A 15,034-nucleotide genomic window follows, 5' to 3' on the forward strand; every position below is an offset into this window, starting at 1 on the left:
CGGCGTCAGCGCAGGTCCTCGATCATCGAGTCGGGCATCCGGTCGACCGCCTCCTCGGGGAGGGCGTCGACCGCCTGCTCGCCCCAATCGACGATCCGTCGCCGGAGCACGGCGTAGACTACCCCGACGGCGACTGTCCCGGCGACGATCGCGTCGAACACGCCGTCGTAGGCCAACAGCGCGAGGAGGCCGAGGCCGACGGTCGCGACGGCGTCCTCGGGCGCGCCGTCGTACCGGACCCAGCGCCGCGGCCGCCACCACCGGCGGTGGTAGTGGCTGTACACGGCACGGTCGCCGCGCTGCTCCCACGGCCGGAGTTCGAGATCGCCGCCGAGCCCGTCGGTGAGAGAGTGGGCCGCCGCGCCGCCGAGAAACAGCGCGCCGCCGACGGTCCACACCGACGGCACGAGGACGGCAGCGACGCCGACCGCCGCGGCGGCCAGCGCGTAGTACACCGGGAAGTGGAGCGTCCGGCGGTGCTGCCCGGGCATGTCGAGATCCGGGAACACGCCGCCCGTAAAGCCCGCCACGGCGGCGACGACGGCGAACTCCGGCGCGACCAGCGCCACCGGTACCGAGAGGAGCAGCCCCGCCAGCGCGTGGGTCGTGGCCATCATCCCCCGAAGATAGGCGCCAGTCGCGGATAACGCTCACGGCGAGTGGGGAAACGACGACGTCCCGCTCCGTCACCGGGGGCGGGGAAATCGACGGGCGGGCGTCGTCGGTGGAGTCGTGTCGGGCACACTGCGAGGATGGGAACTGTAGGTGTGCGCCCACAGGGATACAGCGAACGAGTTGACTTAAAGCCGCGTCAGACGCTCGGTTCGCCCGCGACCCACAACACCGATACGGCGGTCGGCCGATCGTGGAGGTATGTCCGAACGCTGGGAGTCGCTGTTCGCCCGCGCCGCCGAGTACGAGGCGGACGAGGCAGCCGTCAGGGACGCGCTCGCGGAGGTCAGGGATGAGTGAGCCGTCGCCGGCCCGGATCGTCGCCGACAGCGACGTGCTCGCGGCGGATCTGCTGACCGGCGGCGACGCGCGGACGTGTCTGGACCACATCCGGAGCCACTCGTGGCTCACGCTGGTCGCCAGCGACCCGCTGCTCGACGACGCCGAGGCGGTGATCGAACGCCTCGCCGACGCCGAGCTCGCGGCGGACTGGCGGGACCGGATAGAAGACTGCCGGGAGCCGGTCGACCAGCCCGAGGGCGACCACCCCGCGCTGGCGTCGGCGTACCACGGCGGCGCGATGCACGTTCTCTCCTTCGACGAGCGACTCACCGGGGCGAAAGGGAACACGATGGTGCGCGACCGCGTCGAGACGGCGGTCCGGACGCCGGACGCGTTCGCGACGCTGTTCGACCCCGAGAAGCTCTACCCCGAAGTGGTGGGCGGCGAGTACCCGGGGCCGGATCGGGACCCGCGAGCCTGATTCCGGAATCACTCCAGCGGCTTGCGCATCGTGTGTCGCGTTACGTCGTACGCTCGGTCCTCGTAGAGCGCCTGTGCGGACTCGTTCCACGCGTCGACGGTGAGCGTCACGTGAGCACAGCCCCGCTTCGCCCCCCACGACTCGGCGGCCGTCATCAGTTCGTCCGCGATCCCCTCACGTCGAAACGCCGGCCGGACGTAGATCTCGTTGACGTGAGCGGTGTCGTCGTGGGCGAACACGGGCGGCGCCTCCTGCACCTCGGCGGAGACGAAGCCGGCCAGTTCGTCGTCGACGACTGCCACGTGGTCGATCCGGCCGTCTTCGGTCAGCCGCTCGCGGCGGAACTCGATCACGCCCTCGCGGTACTCGTCGGCGAGAGCGTGGTAGGGGTCGTGTTCGGCCATCTCCCGACAGAACGGCACCCACAGCTCATCGACGAACGCGGGGACTTCCGACGCGTGGAGCGGACGGATCTGCATGCGGGAACGGCGTCGGCGTCAGGCAAAAATTGGTCGGGACTGGCTGCCCGGGCGTCGCACCCCCGCTTACCGCTCGGCGTGCCACAGCCTCCCGGTCCCCGATTACCGCTCGGCGTGCCACTCCGCGAACTTCGCGAGCGCGCGGCCGCGGTGGGAGATCGCGTTCTTCTCGGCCTCGTCCATCTCCGCGAACGTCGTCCCCTCGTGTTCGAAGATCGGGTCGAAGCCGAACCCGCCCTCGCCGCGCGGTTCGACCAGCGTCCCGCGAACGCGACCCTCGAACAGCTTCACGGGCAGCGCCTCCGCCTCGTCGTCGGCGTCCGGCCCCGCCGCGGCGGCGGCGACGCGGTCGTCCACGTCGACGGGGTCGGGCGAGGCGTCGAACCCCTCGCCGTCGCAGTACGCCAGCACGCAGCGGAACGACGCCGCGCGGTCCTCCTCCTCGCGGGCGAGCTCCCAGGTTCGCTCGACGCCGATCGTCTCCTCGGTGTAGGAGGAGTACGGGCCGGGGAAGCCGTCGAGCGCGCGGACGAACAGCCCCGCGTCGTCGACGAGCGTCGGCTCGCCGGCGTGGCGGTACGCCTCCCGGGCGCCGCGGGCGGCGATGGTCCCGAGATCGTCGCTCTGGACCTCGGTGTAGTCGTAGTCGAGCTGGGCGACCGAGTCGTCGCCGAGGTACTCCTCGGCCTCGCGGACCTTCCCGGGGTTGGTGGTGACGTAGCGCAGCATCTACCGCACCGTCGGCACGGCTCGGAAAAGAGTTCGCGGTTCCGGACCGGCGGGATCAGTCGCCCACGCCGGCTGACAGCGTGCCGGCGAGATCAGTCGTCCTGTCCGGCCGACCGTCGCCGGACAGATCAGTCGTCGTCGACGATGACTTCGACCGGCTCCTCGTCGTCGGTCTCCTCGTGACCCTGCTGGCTCTCCTGCCACCACAGGCCCAGCGCGACGGCGGCCACGACCCACGAGCGCCAGTTGGCGAGGTTGAGCGTGTAGCCGACGCCGAACGGCTGCTCGACGAACATCCCCTCGTCGGGCTGCCAGTGGCTCGACAGCAGCCGACCGATACTCGGCTCCTCGAAGTTGTACGGAATGCCGAACAGCTCGCCGGACTCGGGCTTGCCGCTCTCGTTGTCTCCCATGGGCGAACCGTGGACCGGCGGCGATAAATCGTTTTGGACCGCGCGCCGCCGGCTACTGGTAGCGGCCGCGCCCGCGGATCTCCGCGAGGCGGTCAAGCACCGCTCCGTCGCCGACGGCGGCGTATCCGGCCTCGAACGCCCGACAGAGCGGCGCCGGCTCGCCGGCCGTCCCCTCGACGGAGCCCTCGAACACGTGGAGGTCCATCGCGTGGTCCTCCGGGTGGCCGGAGTGATAGCCGAGCCCGAAGTCGATCAGGTAGAGTCGATCGCCGACGCGGACGTTCTTCGTCGTCGGATCGCCGTGGACGAGCTCCCGGCCGTGCAGCCGGGCGAGATGCTCGCCGAGCACCCGCGCTCGCTCGGTCGTGAGCGCGTCCGCGAGGTCCGTGTCGCCGACGTGCTGGAGTCGAAGCGTCGCCTCGGGCACGTCCACGTCGTGGACCAGCGGCGTCGGCACGCCCGCCCTGCGCGCCTCACTGAGCAGGCGCGCTTCGAGGACGGTCCGATCACGGCGGAGCTTCGCGTCGAGGTCGGCGTGGCGGTACGCCTTGGGAATCCGGCGCTTCACCACGACGCCGTCCTGCACGTCGACGACGGCCTCCGCGCCGCGGCGGGGGTCGGTGAGCCCCGAGGCCCGATCCGCGGTCGCACCGCGGCCGACCGCCACGGACTCGTTCTCGCGCCACGTCACCGGCACCTCGTCCGGACGGAAGTTCGGGTCGATCGCGCTGTCTTCGATATCGATCGTGTCGCCGGCGGCGGCCATCTCCGCGCCGAGGACGGCGATCATCCCCGCGTTATCCCGCAAAAATCGGGGTTCGGGCGCGTAGAACTCGGCGCCGCGCTGCTCGCACATCGCCGCGAGCATCTCCCGCAGGCGGTCGTTCTGCCCGACGCCGCCGCCGAGCACGAGCTCGTCGCTCCCCGTCAGCGAGAGCGCGCGCTCGCTGACCTCCGTGAGCATCGCGAACACGTGCTCCTGCAGCGAGAAGCAGACGTCCTCGACGGCCGCTCCCTCGTCGACGGCGTCCTTCGCGGCGCTCATCAGCCCCGAGAACGAGAAGTCCATCCCCTTGACGACGTAGGGGAGATCGACGTACTCGCCGTCTTTCGCCGCCTCCTCGACCTTGGGGCCGCCGGGGTGGCTCCAGCCGAGGTGGCGCGTGAACTTGTCGATCGCGTTGCCGACGCCGGTGTCCATCGTCTCGCCGAGCACGCGGTAGCGGCCGTCGTGGAAGCCGAGCAGGTGGGCGTTGGCGCCGGAGGCGTTGAGACAGACCGGCGAGTCGAAGTCGGCTTCGTGGCGCCCGATCTCGAGGTGGGCGACCATGTGGTTCACGCCGACGAGCGGCACGTCGAGCGTGCCGGCGAGCGCCCGCGCGGCGGTGCCGGCGACGCGCAGACACGGGCCCAGTCCGGGCCCCTGTGAGAACGCGACGGCGTCGATCTCGCCGTCGGCCCGCTGGAGCGCGGTCTCGATCACGCGCGGAACGGCGTCGCCCATGTGTTCGGCGGCCTCGCGCGGGTGAATGCCGCCGCTCTCGGGTTCGTACGCGTCGGACTCGATGAAGGTTTCGTCGGTCGCGGTGTCGTGGACGGCGGCGCTCGCACACCACGCCGTGCCCTCGACACCCAGAACGCGCATCCGGCGTTACTCGCCGTCGGCGGCCGCTTCCTCGGCGTCGGTGTCGGCCTCGATCTTGTTCCGCTCGAGCATGTGGTCCTGCTCCACGTCGCGGGCGTCGTCGGGCGAGTCGTACACCTTCGCGTCGCCGATCGTCTTCCGCATGCCGAACTTGGTGTCCAGCTTCCGGATCACGACCTCGTCCGAGTCCTTGTCCAGCGTCGCCGCGAGGCTGTCGCGGACCTGCAGGCGCGAGGGCGTCGCCTCCTCGTGGGTGAGCTCGAAGCGGACGTCGGTGCGGTGCAACATCGGGTTCTCGGTCTCGTCGACGATTTCGATCTCCATGGTCAGTTGCCCGAAGATGCGCCGGAAAACGGCAAAAGGATTTCGAAGGGCTACTGTCGGGCTGTGTCGCGTTGGATGGGCGTCGGTGTGGCGGTGACGGCGTTTCGGTGGTCACTGTGGCAGGGTCGGGCTGTGACGGCGGCCGTTGCTCGATCGTTGGCAACTGCGACCGCGACAGCAGCTCGATCGCTGGCCACTTGCGACCGCAGGGTGTCGGGCACGAGGCCCGACACAGCACCGAGTCCCCACCCCTCCCCCGCGGCCGCCGACCGTCGGCGGCCGCGGCGTCCACCGCACCGCCGTCGCGGTGGCGCGAAGCGCGAGCGCCTCCGTGCGCGAGCCGAGCGCGAGGGACGAGCGACCGTAGGGAGCGAGTCGGCTGGGGAGGTTCGTGGGCTGTGCGGGGCGGTGCGGTCACAAGGTGCCAGCGATCGAACTGCTGTTGATGTCGCAGTCACCGCTTCCGTCTCAGTCACCGCTTCCGTCGCAGTCGCTACCAGCGATAGACGACCATCCACCCAGAAACGAACACGGTCAGAAACGCCGAACTCACACACCCAACGCAGCCAACGCGGCATCCGCATCGCCGTCGAACCGCACCAGCAGATCGCGCATCTCCGCCCGTGCCGCCTCCGTCACTTCGATCAGGACCATCCCCTCGCCGGGCTGGCCATAAACAACACTGCCGCCCAGCGGCGCCGCCAGCACCGCGGGCAGCGTCGCGAGGTCCTCCTCGCCCTCGACGACCAGCAGCGTGTCGGCCTCGGCGTCGACGGCCTCCCGGAGCGCGAGCAGCAGCTCCCGCGAGAGCTCCGCGGGCTCGTTCACCACCTCGGTCCGGTGCTCGCCGGCGTCTTCGAGCGCCGCACGGACCTCCTCGGGGATCGCGGCGCGCTCGGTCAGCCCGTCGACGACCGAGACGTGTGGCTCGTGGCCCGCCTCCCGCAGGTGGTAGGTGACCATGTCGCCGACGGCGATGATCGGCTCCTCGGCCTCGGCGAGCAGCGACTCCACGTCGGTGAACAGCGGGCCGAACGGCTCCTTGAACGCCTCGCGAAGCTCGGGCGGCAGCGTGAGCACGTTAGCGAACCTTCAGCGCGTAGCTCCCCGGCTCGGTGACCTCCATCTCGTCGGCCACGTCGCTCTCCTCGGGGTGGTTGATGATCACGTACCCCGCCCAGTCCTCCGTCAGGCTGGAGGAGCCGCAGTAGTCACAGCTCTGGCTGTCCGGGTCGTTGACGTAGTGACACTCCCGACACGCCAGTCGCGGATCTGCCATCTACGCTTCCTCCTCCTGTCGCTGCTCGTACTCCTCGGCGAGCCACTCGTGCTTGCCGAGCCCCGGCTGCTTGGCCGTCAGGCCGATCTTGGAGTCCCGGGGGTTGCGCTCGTCGATGCTCTTGGTGACGATCCGGACGCGCACGGCGTCGTCGACGCCGAGGGTCTTGTCCGAGTCCGAGGAGGCGAGCTGCTGGTTCTCGCCGTCGTAGGCCAGATACTCGTTGGAGATCTGGGAGACGTGGAGCAGGCCGTCGATCGGGCCGATCCCGACGAACGCACCGAACTCCACGACCTCGACGACCGTGCCGTCGACGACCTCCTGCATGTCCGGGTCGTAGGTGATGGCGTCGAACTCCGCCTCGTAGTAGACGCCCGGCCGGTTGGGCAACACGGCGCCGTCGCCGATGTCGTGCACCTCGACGACGCTGACGACGCTGCCCACGTCCTCGTCCATCCGTCCCTCGAGCTTGTCCTGGAGCAGGGCTTTCACCCGCTCCTCCGTCACGTCGGCGAGGTTCCGCGGCGGCACCTCGACCGTGTCCTTGAGTCGTACCCGTTTGTACATGCTAGGTTTCAGTTATCTCCAGTGTGTTCCGCCCCCTTAAACCGATTACGTCAACGCCCGCGTCGAGCAGGCGGTCGCGAAGCGGGCGGTCGTTGGTCACCGCGTACACGTCGCCGTCGGCCGCTTTCGCGGCCGCGACGACGGCGTCGTCCGCGTACGGTTCCTCCGTCTCCACGATCCGACAGCGCTCGGCCAGATCACGGCCGACCGCGGCGGCGGTGCCTTCCGCCCCGTTGCCGTCGCGGAGTTTCTCCAGCTCCGCGACGACCGCTCGGGGGGTGACAGCCTCGTACGCTCCGAGCAGCCGGTCGAGTTCGTCGAACACGCGCACGTCGAGTTCGACCGGCATCATCAGGGCGTTGGTGTCCAGCACCGCCGTCGTGCTCATTCCTTCAGGGTGCCGATGCCGATGAGCCGCCAGCGCGCGCCCACGCGGCGGTTGATCGCGATCTTCGCCCCGGCTTCCGCACAGACGGGCCGTTTGAGCGACACCTCACACTCGCCGCCGCGGGCGCTGGTGACGGCGCCCACGGTGGTGGCGGTGCCGACGGTGAGCATCAGCGGCTCGCCCGTCGAGATCTCCTCGACCTCGTCGCCCTCTCCGACGACGCGGTCGAGCAGCTCCACGTCCATCTCGAACCCCTCGACGGTCGGGGGGAGCGTGCCGGGTTCGCCGGCGACCTGCCCCGCGAGCGCGTCGCCTTTCGTGTAGGAGGGGTCCAGCCCGGTACCGACGCCGAGCAGCCCGCCCGGCGTCGCCTCCTCGACGGGGTTGCCGCCGGCCTGGATCGAGCGCACGGTGGTCGTCATGGGCCGCCACTCGCTCTCGCCGCCCTCTTCGACCTCGCGGCCGGGGCGGAGCTCGATCTCGTCGTCCTCGCTCAGGGTCCCCTGCGCGAGCGAGCCGCCGACGACGCCGCCGAGCAGCGAGTCCGCGGTCGTCCCCGGCTTGTTGATGTCGAAGCTGCGTGCGACGTACATCCGGGAGTCGGCGGTCGGGTCGCGCTCGGGCGTCGGGATCTCGCGCTCGATCGCGTCGATCAGCAGGTCGATGTTGACCTCCTGCTGGGCGCTGATCGGGACGACCGGCGCGTCCTCGGCGACGGTCCCCTCGACGAACTCCTGGATCTGGCGGTAGTTCTCTCGGGCCCGCTCGCCGTCGACCAGATCGACCTTGTTCTGGGCGATGACGACGTTCTCGATGCCGATGATGTCCAGCGCCATGAGGTGCTCCTCGGTCTGGGCCTGGGGCACGTCCTCGGTGGCGCTCACGACGAGCACCGCGCCGTCCATGATCGCCGCGCCGGCGAGCATCGTCGCCATCAGGGTCTCGTGCCCCGGGGCGTCGACGAACGACACGTCGCGGACGATCTCGGTGTCCACGTCGTGCTCCTCGCAGTGCTCCTCGACCGTGTAGCACTCGGGCTCCTCCTCCTCGGGACACCGACGCAGCGTCGCGTCGGCGTACCCCAGTCTGATGGAGATCCCGCGTTTCATCTCCTCGCTGTGCTTGTCGGTCCACGAACCACTCAGCGCCTGCACGAGCGTCGTCTTCCCGTGGTCGACGTGGCCGACCAGTCCGATGTTCACCTCCGGTTGTGTTGAGTTCTCCGTCACCATGTGACCTCCTGAGAGGAATTCTATGCTAAATTCGCCCCGAGCGACTGATAAAGGTGCTGTTCTCCCCTCCTCGCGACGGCCGCGTCGGCGAGAGAGACGCGCTTTTGTCCGCCGGTCACCCACCACCGACTGTGGAGGTCGCGTTCGAACTCGCGCTGTCGGCCCACCTCGAAGCCGCGACCGACTGGGTCGTCGCTCGCCAGCTGGGCGCCGCCGTCGAGAACCCCGGCGCCCGTGTGATGGACACCGTCGGCGTCGTCCCCACCGACGCGGTGACGGACCGTGCCGCCATCACCAGCGAGACGATCCCGCCGCTGGCGATCGAGGGCGCCGTCGGCGCCGGGGAGGCGGTGGCCGTCACCGACGCGCTCGACTGCAGCACGGAGCGCGCCGAGGCGGTCGCCGAACACGCCGCCGAACTCGGGTTCTTCGAGCGCGAGCGCCGCGGCGGCCGCACGTACGTCCGGCAGACGACGCGCTACCCCGACTGGATCGACCGACTCGTCGGGGTCGAGAACAAGCCCGACCTCGGCCGGCCGGGCGATCTGGACTTCCAACTCCGCTTCGACGTCGAACTCGCGCTGTTCGACGAGGTGTGGCTCGCGACAGAGAGCTACGTCACCGGCGCCCACCTGAACCGTATTCCTGACTCCGTGGGCGTCTGGCGGTTCGACCCCGAGACGGGCGAGCGTGAGACGGTCCGGGAAGCGTCGCCGCTTCCCGTCGACGAGCCGGGGATCGAACTCCGCGCCGAGGAGGCGCTCCGGACCGACATACGTCTGGTGAGCGCCGACGCGAAAGCCCGCCAGCGCCGCCGGATCGCCGAACGCGCGTGGGGGAAGGGGTGGCGGCCCGACGCGTTCCCCGGCTGTACGCGGTGTTCGACGACGGACGCCGGCGTTCCGTACTGTGCGTTCCACGATCGCCCGGTCGCGCCGTCGATGGACTGCGGGAGCGACTGTCCGGGGTACGAGTCCGGGGAAGCGCCCGGCGTGGATCCGGACGCGGTCCGCGACGAGCGGAGCCAGTGGGTCCGCGACCCCGCCGGCGTCGCTCGCAGGCAGACGGGACTGGATCAGTTCTAGCGGTCGTTCAGAGCTCGTACACCTCGCCGTCGACGGCCAACGGCTCCTCGAACGCCTCCTCGGGCGGGTAGTAGTGGGCGAGGTGGACCAGCCGCGTCTCGTCGGCGTCGAGATCCTCACCCAGCCGGATCGCCCCCTCGCGGGTCATGTGCTTCGTGCCGAACGTCATCGGTACGTCGTCCACGAAGTCCGAGCCGCCCATGGGGTGTTTGGGGGCCAGCGATGCCGGGACGATCGCGTCGGCCAGCAACAGGTCCGGATCGCGGAGCGCGTCGCGGGACGCCTCGGGGATGTCGTAGCTCGTGTCGCCCGACAGCGAGAGCTTCGCCCCCGTCTCGGGCTCCTCGACGGCCAGCCCGTAGCACGCCATCGGCGGGTGTTCGACCGGGACGAGCGTCAGCTCGAAGCCGCAGGCCGAGAACGTCGTCAGGGGCTCCTGTCCGTGAATCTCGACCACATCGAGGTAGTCGTAGCGCTCCCGGATCGAGTCGGCGACGCTCTCGTCGGTGAACGGGTCGACCTCGCTGGCGGCGTGGACCGGGAGGTCGTCGGTCAGGCGGTAGACGTTCCCCAGCCCGTCGAGATGGTCGAAGTGGATGTGGGTGATCACGGCGGCGTCGGGGAGGGCGGCGCCCGTTTCGAGGAACTGCGAGCGGAAGTCGGGAGAGGCGTCGATCAGCAGACACTCGCCGGTGCGCTCGTTCTCGACGTGGACCGAGAACCGCGAGCGCTCGATCCCGCGCTCGCGAGCCCGCTCGCAGGTCGCACAGTCACAGCCGACCGTCGGGGTGCCGGTGGTGTCGCCGGTGCCGAGGAGGGTGACGCGCATTCAGTTCGGGAGCGGGCGGCCGTGGACTTAGTGGTCCGGGTCGGCGTTCGCGAACACGAACTCCTTACACAGTTTGGCCGCCAGCGCCGCGGCCTGCCCGTCGTCGCGGTCGTTCACCTCGACGGCGTCGAAGCCCACGGCGGTCGGGGCGACGGCACGGACCACGTCGCGCATCTCGCGTGCCGAGAGCCCGAACGGCTCCATCGTCCCGGTTCCGGGTGCGACCGACGGATCGGCGCCGTCGATGTCCACCGAGAGGTAGACCGACTCGTCGCCGAACTCCGGTTCCCAGTCGGCCACGTCCTCAGGGGGAACGACCGTCACGTCGTCGCGCTCGGCGCGTTCCCACTCGGCTTCCGAGCCCGTTCGAGCGCCGAGAACCACCGCACGGTCGGCGGTGCCGTCGATCGTCGAGAGCGGTTCGTCCGCGGGGTCGCCGTCGAGCGCGCGCCGCGTGACCGCGGCGTGGCTCCACGGGTTCCCGTCGTACGCCTCCCGGAGGTCGAGGTGGGCGTCGAGCACGACCAGCACGTCGGGGTCGGTCGCGCGGACGCCCGCGGCGGTGACCGTGTGCTCGCCGCCGAGCGTGAGGGGGGTCACGTCGTCGCGAACGAGATCGGCGAGGCTGCCGCCGAGGAACTCGAGGTACTCGGGGGCGTCGTCCCACGCCCGCACGTCGCCGGCGTCGTGGACCCCCAACTCGGAGAACTGCTGGTCGGTGCGGCGGTCGTAGTCGTCGTAGGACTGGCCGAACCGCCGGATCCGTTCCGGGCCGAACCGGGCTCCCGGCTGGAACGTCGTCGAGACATCGAGCGGTGCGCCGACGATCGCGTAGTCGGCGTGCTCGCGCTCGGCGACGGCGCCGGGGAACCCCATCACACGATCTTCCGCTGGCCCTCGTACTCGAGGTACTCGATCTCGTCGTCCGGAGTGAGCTCCTCGTCCTCGGGGACGCGCATCGTGAACGTCTCGTACGTGTCGAGGTCCATGATCTGGGCGTCGTTGCCCTCGACGGAGACGACCTGCCCGCCCTTGCGCTCGACGATCGGGACCCAGACCTTGGCGTCGACGGGCTGGGAGAGGCTCCGCTTCTTCCCGTCGAACACGCCCTCGCCCTCGATCCGGGCCTTGGCGCTGCCGTGTTTGCCGGGCTTGGCGGTGCTGTAGTGGTTGATCTCGCAGGGGGCCTCGTCCATCATCACGTAGCTCCCCTCCTGCAGTTCGCGCACCTGCTTCTGCTCTTTCGCCATGCCTGCGGGTTCCCGGGTGAACGGTATAAACCTCTTGGAACGGGCCGGGAGCCCCGCCGTCGCCGCGGTTCCGCGGATCACTCGAAGTCGATCGAGCGGTCGTGGACCCCCCGGAAGCGCGCGAGTGTCTCCGGCGAGAGCACGCCCGAGCCGACGCCGGTGACGTGCCGGAGCTGTCGCTCCCGGGCACGGGTGATCAGGTGGGAGAGCAGCCGGTAGAGCTTCCCCTCGTCGGTGTACATCAGCAGCGTCCCCAGCCCGTCGACGACGACCCAGCCCGACCCCTCGCGGAGGTAGCGCTCACCGCGGGAGAACTGGATGCTGATCCCCGTCAGGTCCGACGGCGACACCCGGTCGGCGGTCCAGCAGGGACCGTCGTAGCGCACCGGCGACGCCGACACCGGGACGATCCCGACGTTCTCGGGGTTGCCGCCGCCGTTCCTGACCGCCGCCTCGACCCGTTCCGGGGCGTCGACGGTGACGACGAGGAGGTTCTCGTAGGCCTCCCGGGGGAGCTGCTCGACCGCCGACGCCCGGCCCGAGAGCCGGACCAACGCCGCCTCCCCGGGGGTGAGATCGAGCTCCGGGTCGGCGCGGCTGTACTCGCTACTCGCCATCGTCGTCCTCCGGAGCGCTCGCGAACCCGCCCTCGGCCGCGTCGGGGACGGCGTCACCGAACCCGGCGGACCCTCCCGACGTGGTGTCGTCGCCCTCCTCGAAGGCAGTCTCCCCGGGACGGACAAACTCCCGTGCGAACAGCCAGACGGCAAGGGCGAGCACCACCCCCGAGAGGAGGTAGATCCCCTCGGCGGCGACCGGGTATCCGAGCGCCTGTTCGACCAGCGAGCCGGCGGTGAACACGAGCATCGACGCCGCGAGCGACACGATCGCTTCGGTGTGCAGCACCGATCGGGAGTAGGCCACCACCGGGTAGAGGATCGCCAGCGAGATCGTGACCAACACCGCGGTCTGGACCGTGAACAGGACGTGGTTCATAGCGCCCTCCGTCCGCTCAGGAGCAGGATCGCTTGTACGGCGGTCCACGCCATCAGGACGACGGCGAGCGTACCGAAGACGCGGCTGGCGGTGGCCGCCGCCGCGGGAGCCACGACCTTGGTCGCGGCGATCGCGAGGTACGCGCCGGTGATCGGGACGAGCGGGCGGACCACCCGCCCGAACGGCGTCCCGCGGAAGCCGCGGGCGGCGACGACCGCCAACGGCAGCGTCGTCGACAGCACGACGACCTGCCCGAGCCGGAACAGTTCGACGAGCGCTGGCACACGATGTTGCTTGACCCTATCGCAGTTAGCCTTTGGGACCGCAGGGGGCGGATGGCAAGACATTACTTCCCGCCACCGGCACTGCCTCTATGGCCACACGGCGACCACCGCTGTACGGGGTCCACGAGGACCGCGGGGCGGGGTTCACCGACTTCGGCGGCTGGGAGATGCCCGTGGAGTTCGACTCCATCCGGGCCGAACACGCCGCCGTCCGGGAGGCCGCCGGGATCTTCGACGTCTCCCACATGGGGGAGATCCGCGTCGAAGGGCCCGACGCCGAGACCCTGATGCAACGGCTCACGACCAACGACGTGTCCGCCATGGACGCGGGCGACGCCCAGTACACCTGCATCACCGACGAGGACGGGATCATCCAGGACGACACGATGATCTACAAGCTCCCCGGCGGGGCGTTCCTGTTCGTCCCCAACGCGGGCCACGACGAGGAGGCCGAGGCACGCTGGGTCGACTACCGCGACGAGCACGACCTCGACGCGGCGGTCACCAACGAGACCGCGGACTGGGCGATGTTCGCGGTGCAGGGGCCGGACGCGGTCGGACTCGCGAGCGAGGCCGTCGACGCGATCGGCGCGCCGCTGGCCGCGGAGAGCGACGAGATCGCCGACCTCTCGCGGTTCACGGCGACCGAGGCGACCGTCGCCGGCGTCGACTGTCTGGTGGCCCGCACGGGCTACACGGGCGAGGACGGCGTGGAGATCCTCTGTTCGACCGACGACGCCGAGGCGGTCTGGAGCGCGTTCGACTCCCAGCCCTGCGGGCTCGGTGCCCGTGACACCCTCCGGATGGAGGCCGGGCTGCTGCTCTCGGGGCAGGACTTCGATCCCGAGGAGAACCCCCGGACCCCCTACGAGGCCGGGATCGGCTTCACCGTCGACCTCGACACCGAGTTCGTCGGCCGGGACGCGCTGGCGGCCCAGAACGAGGCGGGGATCGACGAGACGTTCACCGGGCTCACGCTGCAGGAGCGCGGCGTCGCCCGCCACGGCTACGAGATCACCCACGACGGCGAGCGTGTCGGCGAGGTCACCAGCGGGACGATGAGCCCGACGCTCGGCGAGGCGATCGCGCTGGGCTACCTGCCGACGGAGCTGGCCGAGGACGGCACCGAACTCCACGTCGTGATCCGCGGCGAGGAGAAGCGAGCGACAGTCACCACACCCCCCTTCATCGACCAATGAGCTTCGACGTACCCGACGACCGGCACTACCTCGCATCGCACGAGTGGGTCACCACCGACGAGCCCACCCGAATCGGCATCTCCGACTTCGCGCAGGACGAGCTCGGCGACGTGGTGTTCGTGGAACTGCCCGACGAGGGCGACGAGATCTCCCACGACGAGGCGTTCGGCGTCGTCGAGTCGATCAAGGCGGTGTCGGACCTCTACGCGCCGATCTCCGGCGAGGTCGTCGCCGTGAACGAGGCGCTGCGTGATCAGCCCGAACTGGTCAACGAGGACCCCTACGGCGACGGCTGGCTGCTGGAGGTCGAGCCCAGCGACGAGTCGGAGTTCGAGGAGCTGATGGACGCCGAGGAGTACCGCGAGCAGATCGCCTGATTCGGCCGGCAGGGGCCGCTTTTCTCCGGGCGCCACGCCCGCAATAGCTATCCCCGGAGCGAGCCATAGGACAGTCGTGAGCAGTAGATCCTCCCAGCAGTCGGTCGGCTTCCTCCCCGTCGTCGTCGCCGCCCTCGGCGTCGCGCTGCTCGGCTACGGCGCGCTCGTGTTCGGTGCGTCGCCGTTGGCCGGCGCGTGGCTCGGGCTCTCAGGACTGTGCCTGCTGCTCTCGGGTGTCGTCGCGACGCCGTGGGCGGCCGAGCGGTTCGACCTCACGCCCACACAGCAGCGCACCACTGCGCTCGTCTTCGGCGTCGGCGGCGTCGCGCTGTTGGCGCTGTTCGTCGTCGTGAACTTCGCGAGCTTCGAGGCCGGGAGCAGCAGTAGCTGACCCCGCGGGCCGGCGGTCGCCCCACGACCCTGTACAGCCACCCCGCCTGACTGGCCGGAGTCGGCACGTCTTTGTCCCCGAGGGACCACGGTTTCGACCATGAGCAACGGCAGTTCGGACCACGGCCGGAAC

At 70.2% G+C, this 15,034-nt stretch carries 22 protein-coding genes; 5 read left to right on the forward strand and 17 right to left on the reverse strand.

What is annotated here, in order from left to right:
* Positions 1 to 5: 5 nt before the first annotated feature.
* Entirely contained in the window at positions 6 to 617 is a 612-nt protein-coding gene (locus ACQUSM_RS09070) for a metal-dependent hydrolase (RefSeq protein ID WP_435117914.1), read from the reverse strand.
* Between the two features lie 347 nt (positions 618 to 964).
* Here ACQUSM_RS09070 and ACQUSM_RS09075 point away from each other — a divergent pair, with 347 nt between their 5' ends.
* Positions 965 to 1,435, forward strand: coding sequence for a DUF7384 family protein (locus tag ACQUSM_RS09075; protein ID WP_435117917.1), 471 nt, complete (start codon positions 965 to 967; stop codon positions 1,433 to 1,435).
* An 8-nt stretch (positions 1,436 to 1,443) separates the two neighbouring features.
* On the opposite strand, the gene ACQUSM_RS09080 is transcribed toward ACQUSM_RS09075, so the two are convergent.
* The 10 genes from ACQUSM_RS09080 to ACQUSM_RS09125 form a co-directional block, all read right to left on the reverse strand.
* Positions 1,444 to 1,914 carry a GNAT family N-acetyltransferase gene (locus ACQUSM_RS09080; RefSeq protein ID WP_435117919.1) on the reverse strand — a complete coding sequence of 157 codons (471 nt, stop codon included), beginning with the start codon at positions 1,912 to 1,914 and terminating at the stop codon, positions 1,444 to 1,446.
* Positions 1,915 to 2,016: 102 nt separating this feature from the next.
* The gene (locus ACQUSM_RS09085) at positions 2,017 to 2,643 is read right to left on the reverse strand and encodes a non-canonical purine NTP pyrophosphatase (protein WP_435117921.1); all 627 of its coding nucleotides are present in this window, start codon (positions 2,641 to 2,643) and stop codon (positions 2,017 to 2,019) included.
* Positions 2,644 to 2,771: 128 nt separating this feature from the next.
* Positions 2,772 to 3,056, reverse strand: a complete 285-nt coding sequence (locus ACQUSM_RS09090) for a DUF5808 domain-containing protein (protein ID WP_435117923.1) — start codon at positions 3,054 to 3,056, stop codon at positions 2,772 to 2,774.
* A gap of 52 nt (positions 3,057 to 3,108) precedes the next feature.
* Positions 3,109 to 4,701: a bifunctional N(6)-L-threonylcarbamoyladenine synthase/serine/threonine protein kinase gene (locus tag ACQUSM_RS09095; protein ID WP_435117925.1), complete on the reverse strand. Its 1,593-nt coding sequence runs from the start codon at positions 4,699 to 4,701 to the stop codon at positions 3,109 to 3,111.
* A gap of 6 nt (positions 4,702 to 4,707) precedes the next feature.
* Complete coding sequence (locus tag ACQUSM_RS09100; RefSeq protein ID WP_435117927.1) at positions 4,708 to 5,025, reverse strand: 30S ribosomal protein S24e; 318 nt, start codon at positions 5,023 to 5,025, stop codon at positions 4,708 to 4,710.
* A 549-nt stretch (positions 5,026 to 5,574) separates the two neighbouring features.
* Positions 5,575 to 6,105: a GTP-dependent dephospho-CoA kinase family protein gene (locus ACQUSM_RS09105; protein ID WP_435117929.1), complete on the reverse strand. Its 531-nt coding sequence runs from the start codon at positions 6,103 to 6,105 to the stop codon at positions 5,575 to 5,577.
* Between the two features lies 1 nt (position 6,106).
* Positions 6,107 to 6,304 carry a transcription elongation factor subunit Spt4 gene (gene spt4 / locus ACQUSM_RS09110; protein ID WP_049979771.1) on the reverse strand — a complete coding sequence of 66 codons (198 nt, stop codon included), beginning with the start codon at positions 6,302 to 6,304 and terminating at the stop codon, positions 6,107 to 6,109.
* Positions 6,305 to 6,871, reverse strand: a complete 567-nt coding sequence (locus ACQUSM_RS09115; RefSeq protein ID WP_435117931.1) for a DNA-directed RNA polymerase — start codon at positions 6,869 to 6,871, stop codon at positions 6,305 to 6,307.
* Between the two features lies 1 nt (position 6,872).
* Positions 6,873 to 7,259, reverse strand: a complete 387-nt coding sequence (locus tag ACQUSM_RS09120) for a twitching motility protein PilT (RefSeq protein ID WP_435117933.1) — start codon at positions 7,257 to 7,259, stop codon at positions 6,873 to 6,875.
* The gene (locus ACQUSM_RS09125) at positions 7,256 to 8,491 is read right to left on the reverse strand and encodes a translation initiation factor IF-2 subunit gamma (RefSeq protein ID WP_435117935.1); all 1,236 of its coding nucleotides are present in this window, start codon (positions 8,489 to 8,491) and stop codon (positions 7,256 to 7,258) included. The genes ACQUSM_RS09120 and ACQUSM_RS09125 overlap by 4 nt, the downstream gene beginning before the upstream one ends.
* Positions 8,492 to 8,622: 131 nt before the next feature.
* Between ACQUSM_RS09125 and ACQUSM_RS09130 the strand changes: the two genes are divergently transcribed.
* A complete protein-coding gene (locus ACQUSM_RS09130; protein WP_435117937.1) occupies positions 8,623 to 9,576 on the forward strand; it encodes a DUF5787 family protein in 954 nt (317 codons plus the stop codon).
* A gap of 7 nt (positions 9,577 to 9,583) precedes the next feature.
* Here ACQUSM_RS09130 and ACQUSM_RS09135 read toward each other — a convergent pair whose 3' ends face one another.
* From ACQUSM_RS09135 to ACQUSM_RS09160, 6 genes are all read right to left on the reverse strand, one after another.
* Positions 9,584 to 10,405, reverse strand: coding sequence for an MBL fold metallo-hydrolase (locus ACQUSM_RS09135; RefSeq protein WP_435117939.1), 822 nt, complete (start codon positions 10,403 to 10,405; stop codon positions 9,584 to 9,586).
* 27 nt (positions 10,406 to 10,432) lie between these two features.
* Complete coding sequence (locus ACQUSM_RS09140) at positions 10,433 to 11,281, reverse strand: arginase family protein (protein ID WP_435117941.1); 849 nt, start codon at positions 11,279 to 11,281, stop codon at positions 10,433 to 10,435.
* Positions 11,281 to 11,655 carry a translation initiation factor IF-5A gene (locus ACQUSM_RS09145; protein WP_435117943.1) on the reverse strand — a complete coding sequence of 125 codons (375 nt, stop codon included), beginning with the start codon at positions 11,653 to 11,655 and terminating at the stop codon, positions 11,281 to 11,283. The genes ACQUSM_RS09140 and ACQUSM_RS09145 overlap by 1 nt, the downstream gene beginning before the upstream one ends.
* A 77-nt stretch (positions 11,656 to 11,732) precedes the next feature.
* Positions 11,733 to 12,272, reverse strand: coding sequence for a DUF7504 family protein (locus ACQUSM_RS09150; RefSeq protein ID WP_435117945.1), 540 nt, complete (start codon positions 12,270 to 12,272; stop codon positions 11,733 to 11,735).
* Positions 12,262 to 12,651, reverse strand: a complete 390-nt coding sequence (locus tag ACQUSM_RS09155; RefSeq protein ID WP_435117947.1) for a hypothetical protein — start codon at positions 12,649 to 12,651, stop codon at positions 12,262 to 12,264. The genes ACQUSM_RS09150 and ACQUSM_RS09155 overlap by 11 nt, the downstream gene beginning before the upstream one ends.
* The gene (locus ACQUSM_RS09160) at positions 12,648 to 12,935 is read right to left on the reverse strand and encodes a hypothetical protein (protein ID WP_435117949.1); all 288 of its coding nucleotides are present in this window, start codon (positions 12,933 to 12,935) and stop codon (positions 12,648 to 12,650) included. Before ACQUSM_RS09160 ends, ACQUSM_RS09155 begins: the two co-directional genes overlap by 4 nt.
* A gap of 89 nt (positions 12,936 to 13,024) precedes the next feature.
* Between ACQUSM_RS09160 and gcvT the strand changes: the two genes are divergently transcribed.
* The 3 genes from gcvT to ACQUSM_RS09175 all read left to right on the forward strand — a co-directional run bounded on the left by gcvT (position 13,025) and on the right by ACQUSM_RS09175 (position 14,902).
* Positions 13,025 to 14,134: a glycine cleavage system aminomethyltransferase GcvT gene (gcvT, locus tag ACQUSM_RS09165; protein ID WP_435117951.1), complete on the forward strand. Its 1,110-nt coding sequence runs from the start codon at positions 13,025 to 13,027 to the stop codon at positions 14,132 to 14,134.
* Positions 14,131 to 14,511 (forward strand): glycine cleavage system protein GcvH, encoded by a 381-nt coding sequence (gcvH, locus tag ACQUSM_RS09170; RefSeq protein WP_435117953.1) that lies wholly within the window; start codon positions 14,131 to 14,133, stop codon positions 14,509 to 14,511. Before gcvT ends, gcvH begins: the two co-directional genes overlap by 4 nt.
* A 76-nt stretch (positions 14,512 to 14,587) precedes the next feature.
* Entirely contained in the window at positions 14,588 to 14,902 is a 315-nt protein-coding gene (locus ACQUSM_RS09175) for a hypothetical protein (RefSeq protein WP_435117955.1), read from the forward strand.
* Positions 14,903 to 15,034: the final 132 nt, after the last annotated feature.

This window comes from Halolamina sp. C58 (assembly GCF_051195095.1).
Lineage (GTDB): Archaea > Halobacteriota > Halobacteria > Halobacteriales > Haloferacaceae > Halolamina.

Coding starts and splice junctions, on each gene's coding strand:
- ACQUSM_RS09070 (WP_435117914.1), bottom strand. CDS start 617: ATGATGGCCACGACCCACGCGCTGGCGGGGCTGCTCCTCTCGGTACCG.
- ACQUSM_RS09075 (WP_435117917.1), top strand. CDS start 965: ATGAGTGAGCCGTCGCCGGCCCGGATCGTCGCCGACAGCGACGTGCTC.
- ACQUSM_RS09080 (WP_435117919.1), bottom strand. CDS start 1,914: ATGCAGATCCGTCCGCTCCACGCGTCGGAAGTCCCCGCGTTCGTCGAT.
- ACQUSM_RS09085 (WP_435117921.1), bottom strand. CDS start 2,643: ATGCTGCGCTACGTCACCACCAACCCCGGGAAGGTCCGCGAGGCCGAG.
- ACQUSM_RS09090 (WP_435117923.1), bottom strand. CDS start 3,056: ATGGGAGACAACGAGAGCGGCAAGCCCGAGTCCGGCGAGCTGTTCGGC.
- ACQUSM_RS09095 (WP_435117925.1), bottom strand. CDS start 4,701: ATGCGCGTTCTGGGTGTCGAGGGCACGGCGTGGTGTGCGAGCGCCGCC.
- ACQUSM_RS09100 (WP_435117927.1), bottom strand. CDS start 5,025: ATGGAGATCGAAATCGTCGACGAGACCGAGAACCCGATGTTGCACCGC.
- spt4 (WP_049979771.1), bottom strand. CDS start 6,304: ATGGCAGATCCGCGACTGGCGTGTCGGGAGTGTCACTACGTCAACGAC.
- ACQUSM_RS09115 (WP_435117931.1), bottom strand. CDS start 6,871: ATGTACAAACGGGTACGACTCAAGGACACGGTCGAGGTGCCGCCGCGG.
- ACQUSM_RS09120 (WP_435117933.1), bottom strand. CDS start 7,259: ATGAGCACGACGGCGGTGCTGGACACCAACGCCCTGATGATGCCGGTC.
- ACQUSM_RS09125 (WP_435117935.1), bottom strand. CDS start 8,491: ATGGTGACGGAGAACTCAACACAACCGGAGGTGAACATCGGACTGGTC.
- ACQUSM_RS09135 (WP_435117939.1), bottom strand. CDS start 10,405: ATGCGCGTCACCCTCCTCGGCACCGGCGACACCACCGGCACCCCGACG.
- ACQUSM_RS09140 (WP_435117941.1), bottom strand. CDS start 11,281: ATGGGGTTCCCCGGCGCCGTCGCCGAGCGCGAGCACGCCGACTACGCG.
- ACQUSM_RS09145 (WP_435117943.1), bottom strand. CDS start 11,655: ATGGCGAAAGAGCAGAAGCAGGTGCGCGAACTGCAGGAGGGGAGCTAC.
- ACQUSM_RS09150 (WP_435117945.1), bottom strand. CDS start 12,272: ATGGCGAGTAGCGAGTACAGCCGCGCCGACCCGGAGCTCGATCTCACC.
- ACQUSM_RS09155 (WP_435117947.1), bottom strand. CDS start 12,651: ATGAACCACGTCCTGTTCACGGTCCAGACCGCGGTGTTGGTCACGATC.
- gcvT (WP_435117951.1), top strand. CDS start 13,025: ATGGCCACACGGCGACCACCGCTGTACGGGGTCCACGAGGACCGCGGG.
- gcvH (WP_435117953.1), top strand. CDS start 14,131: ATGAGCTTCGACGTACCCGACGACCGGCACTACCTCGCATCGCACGAG.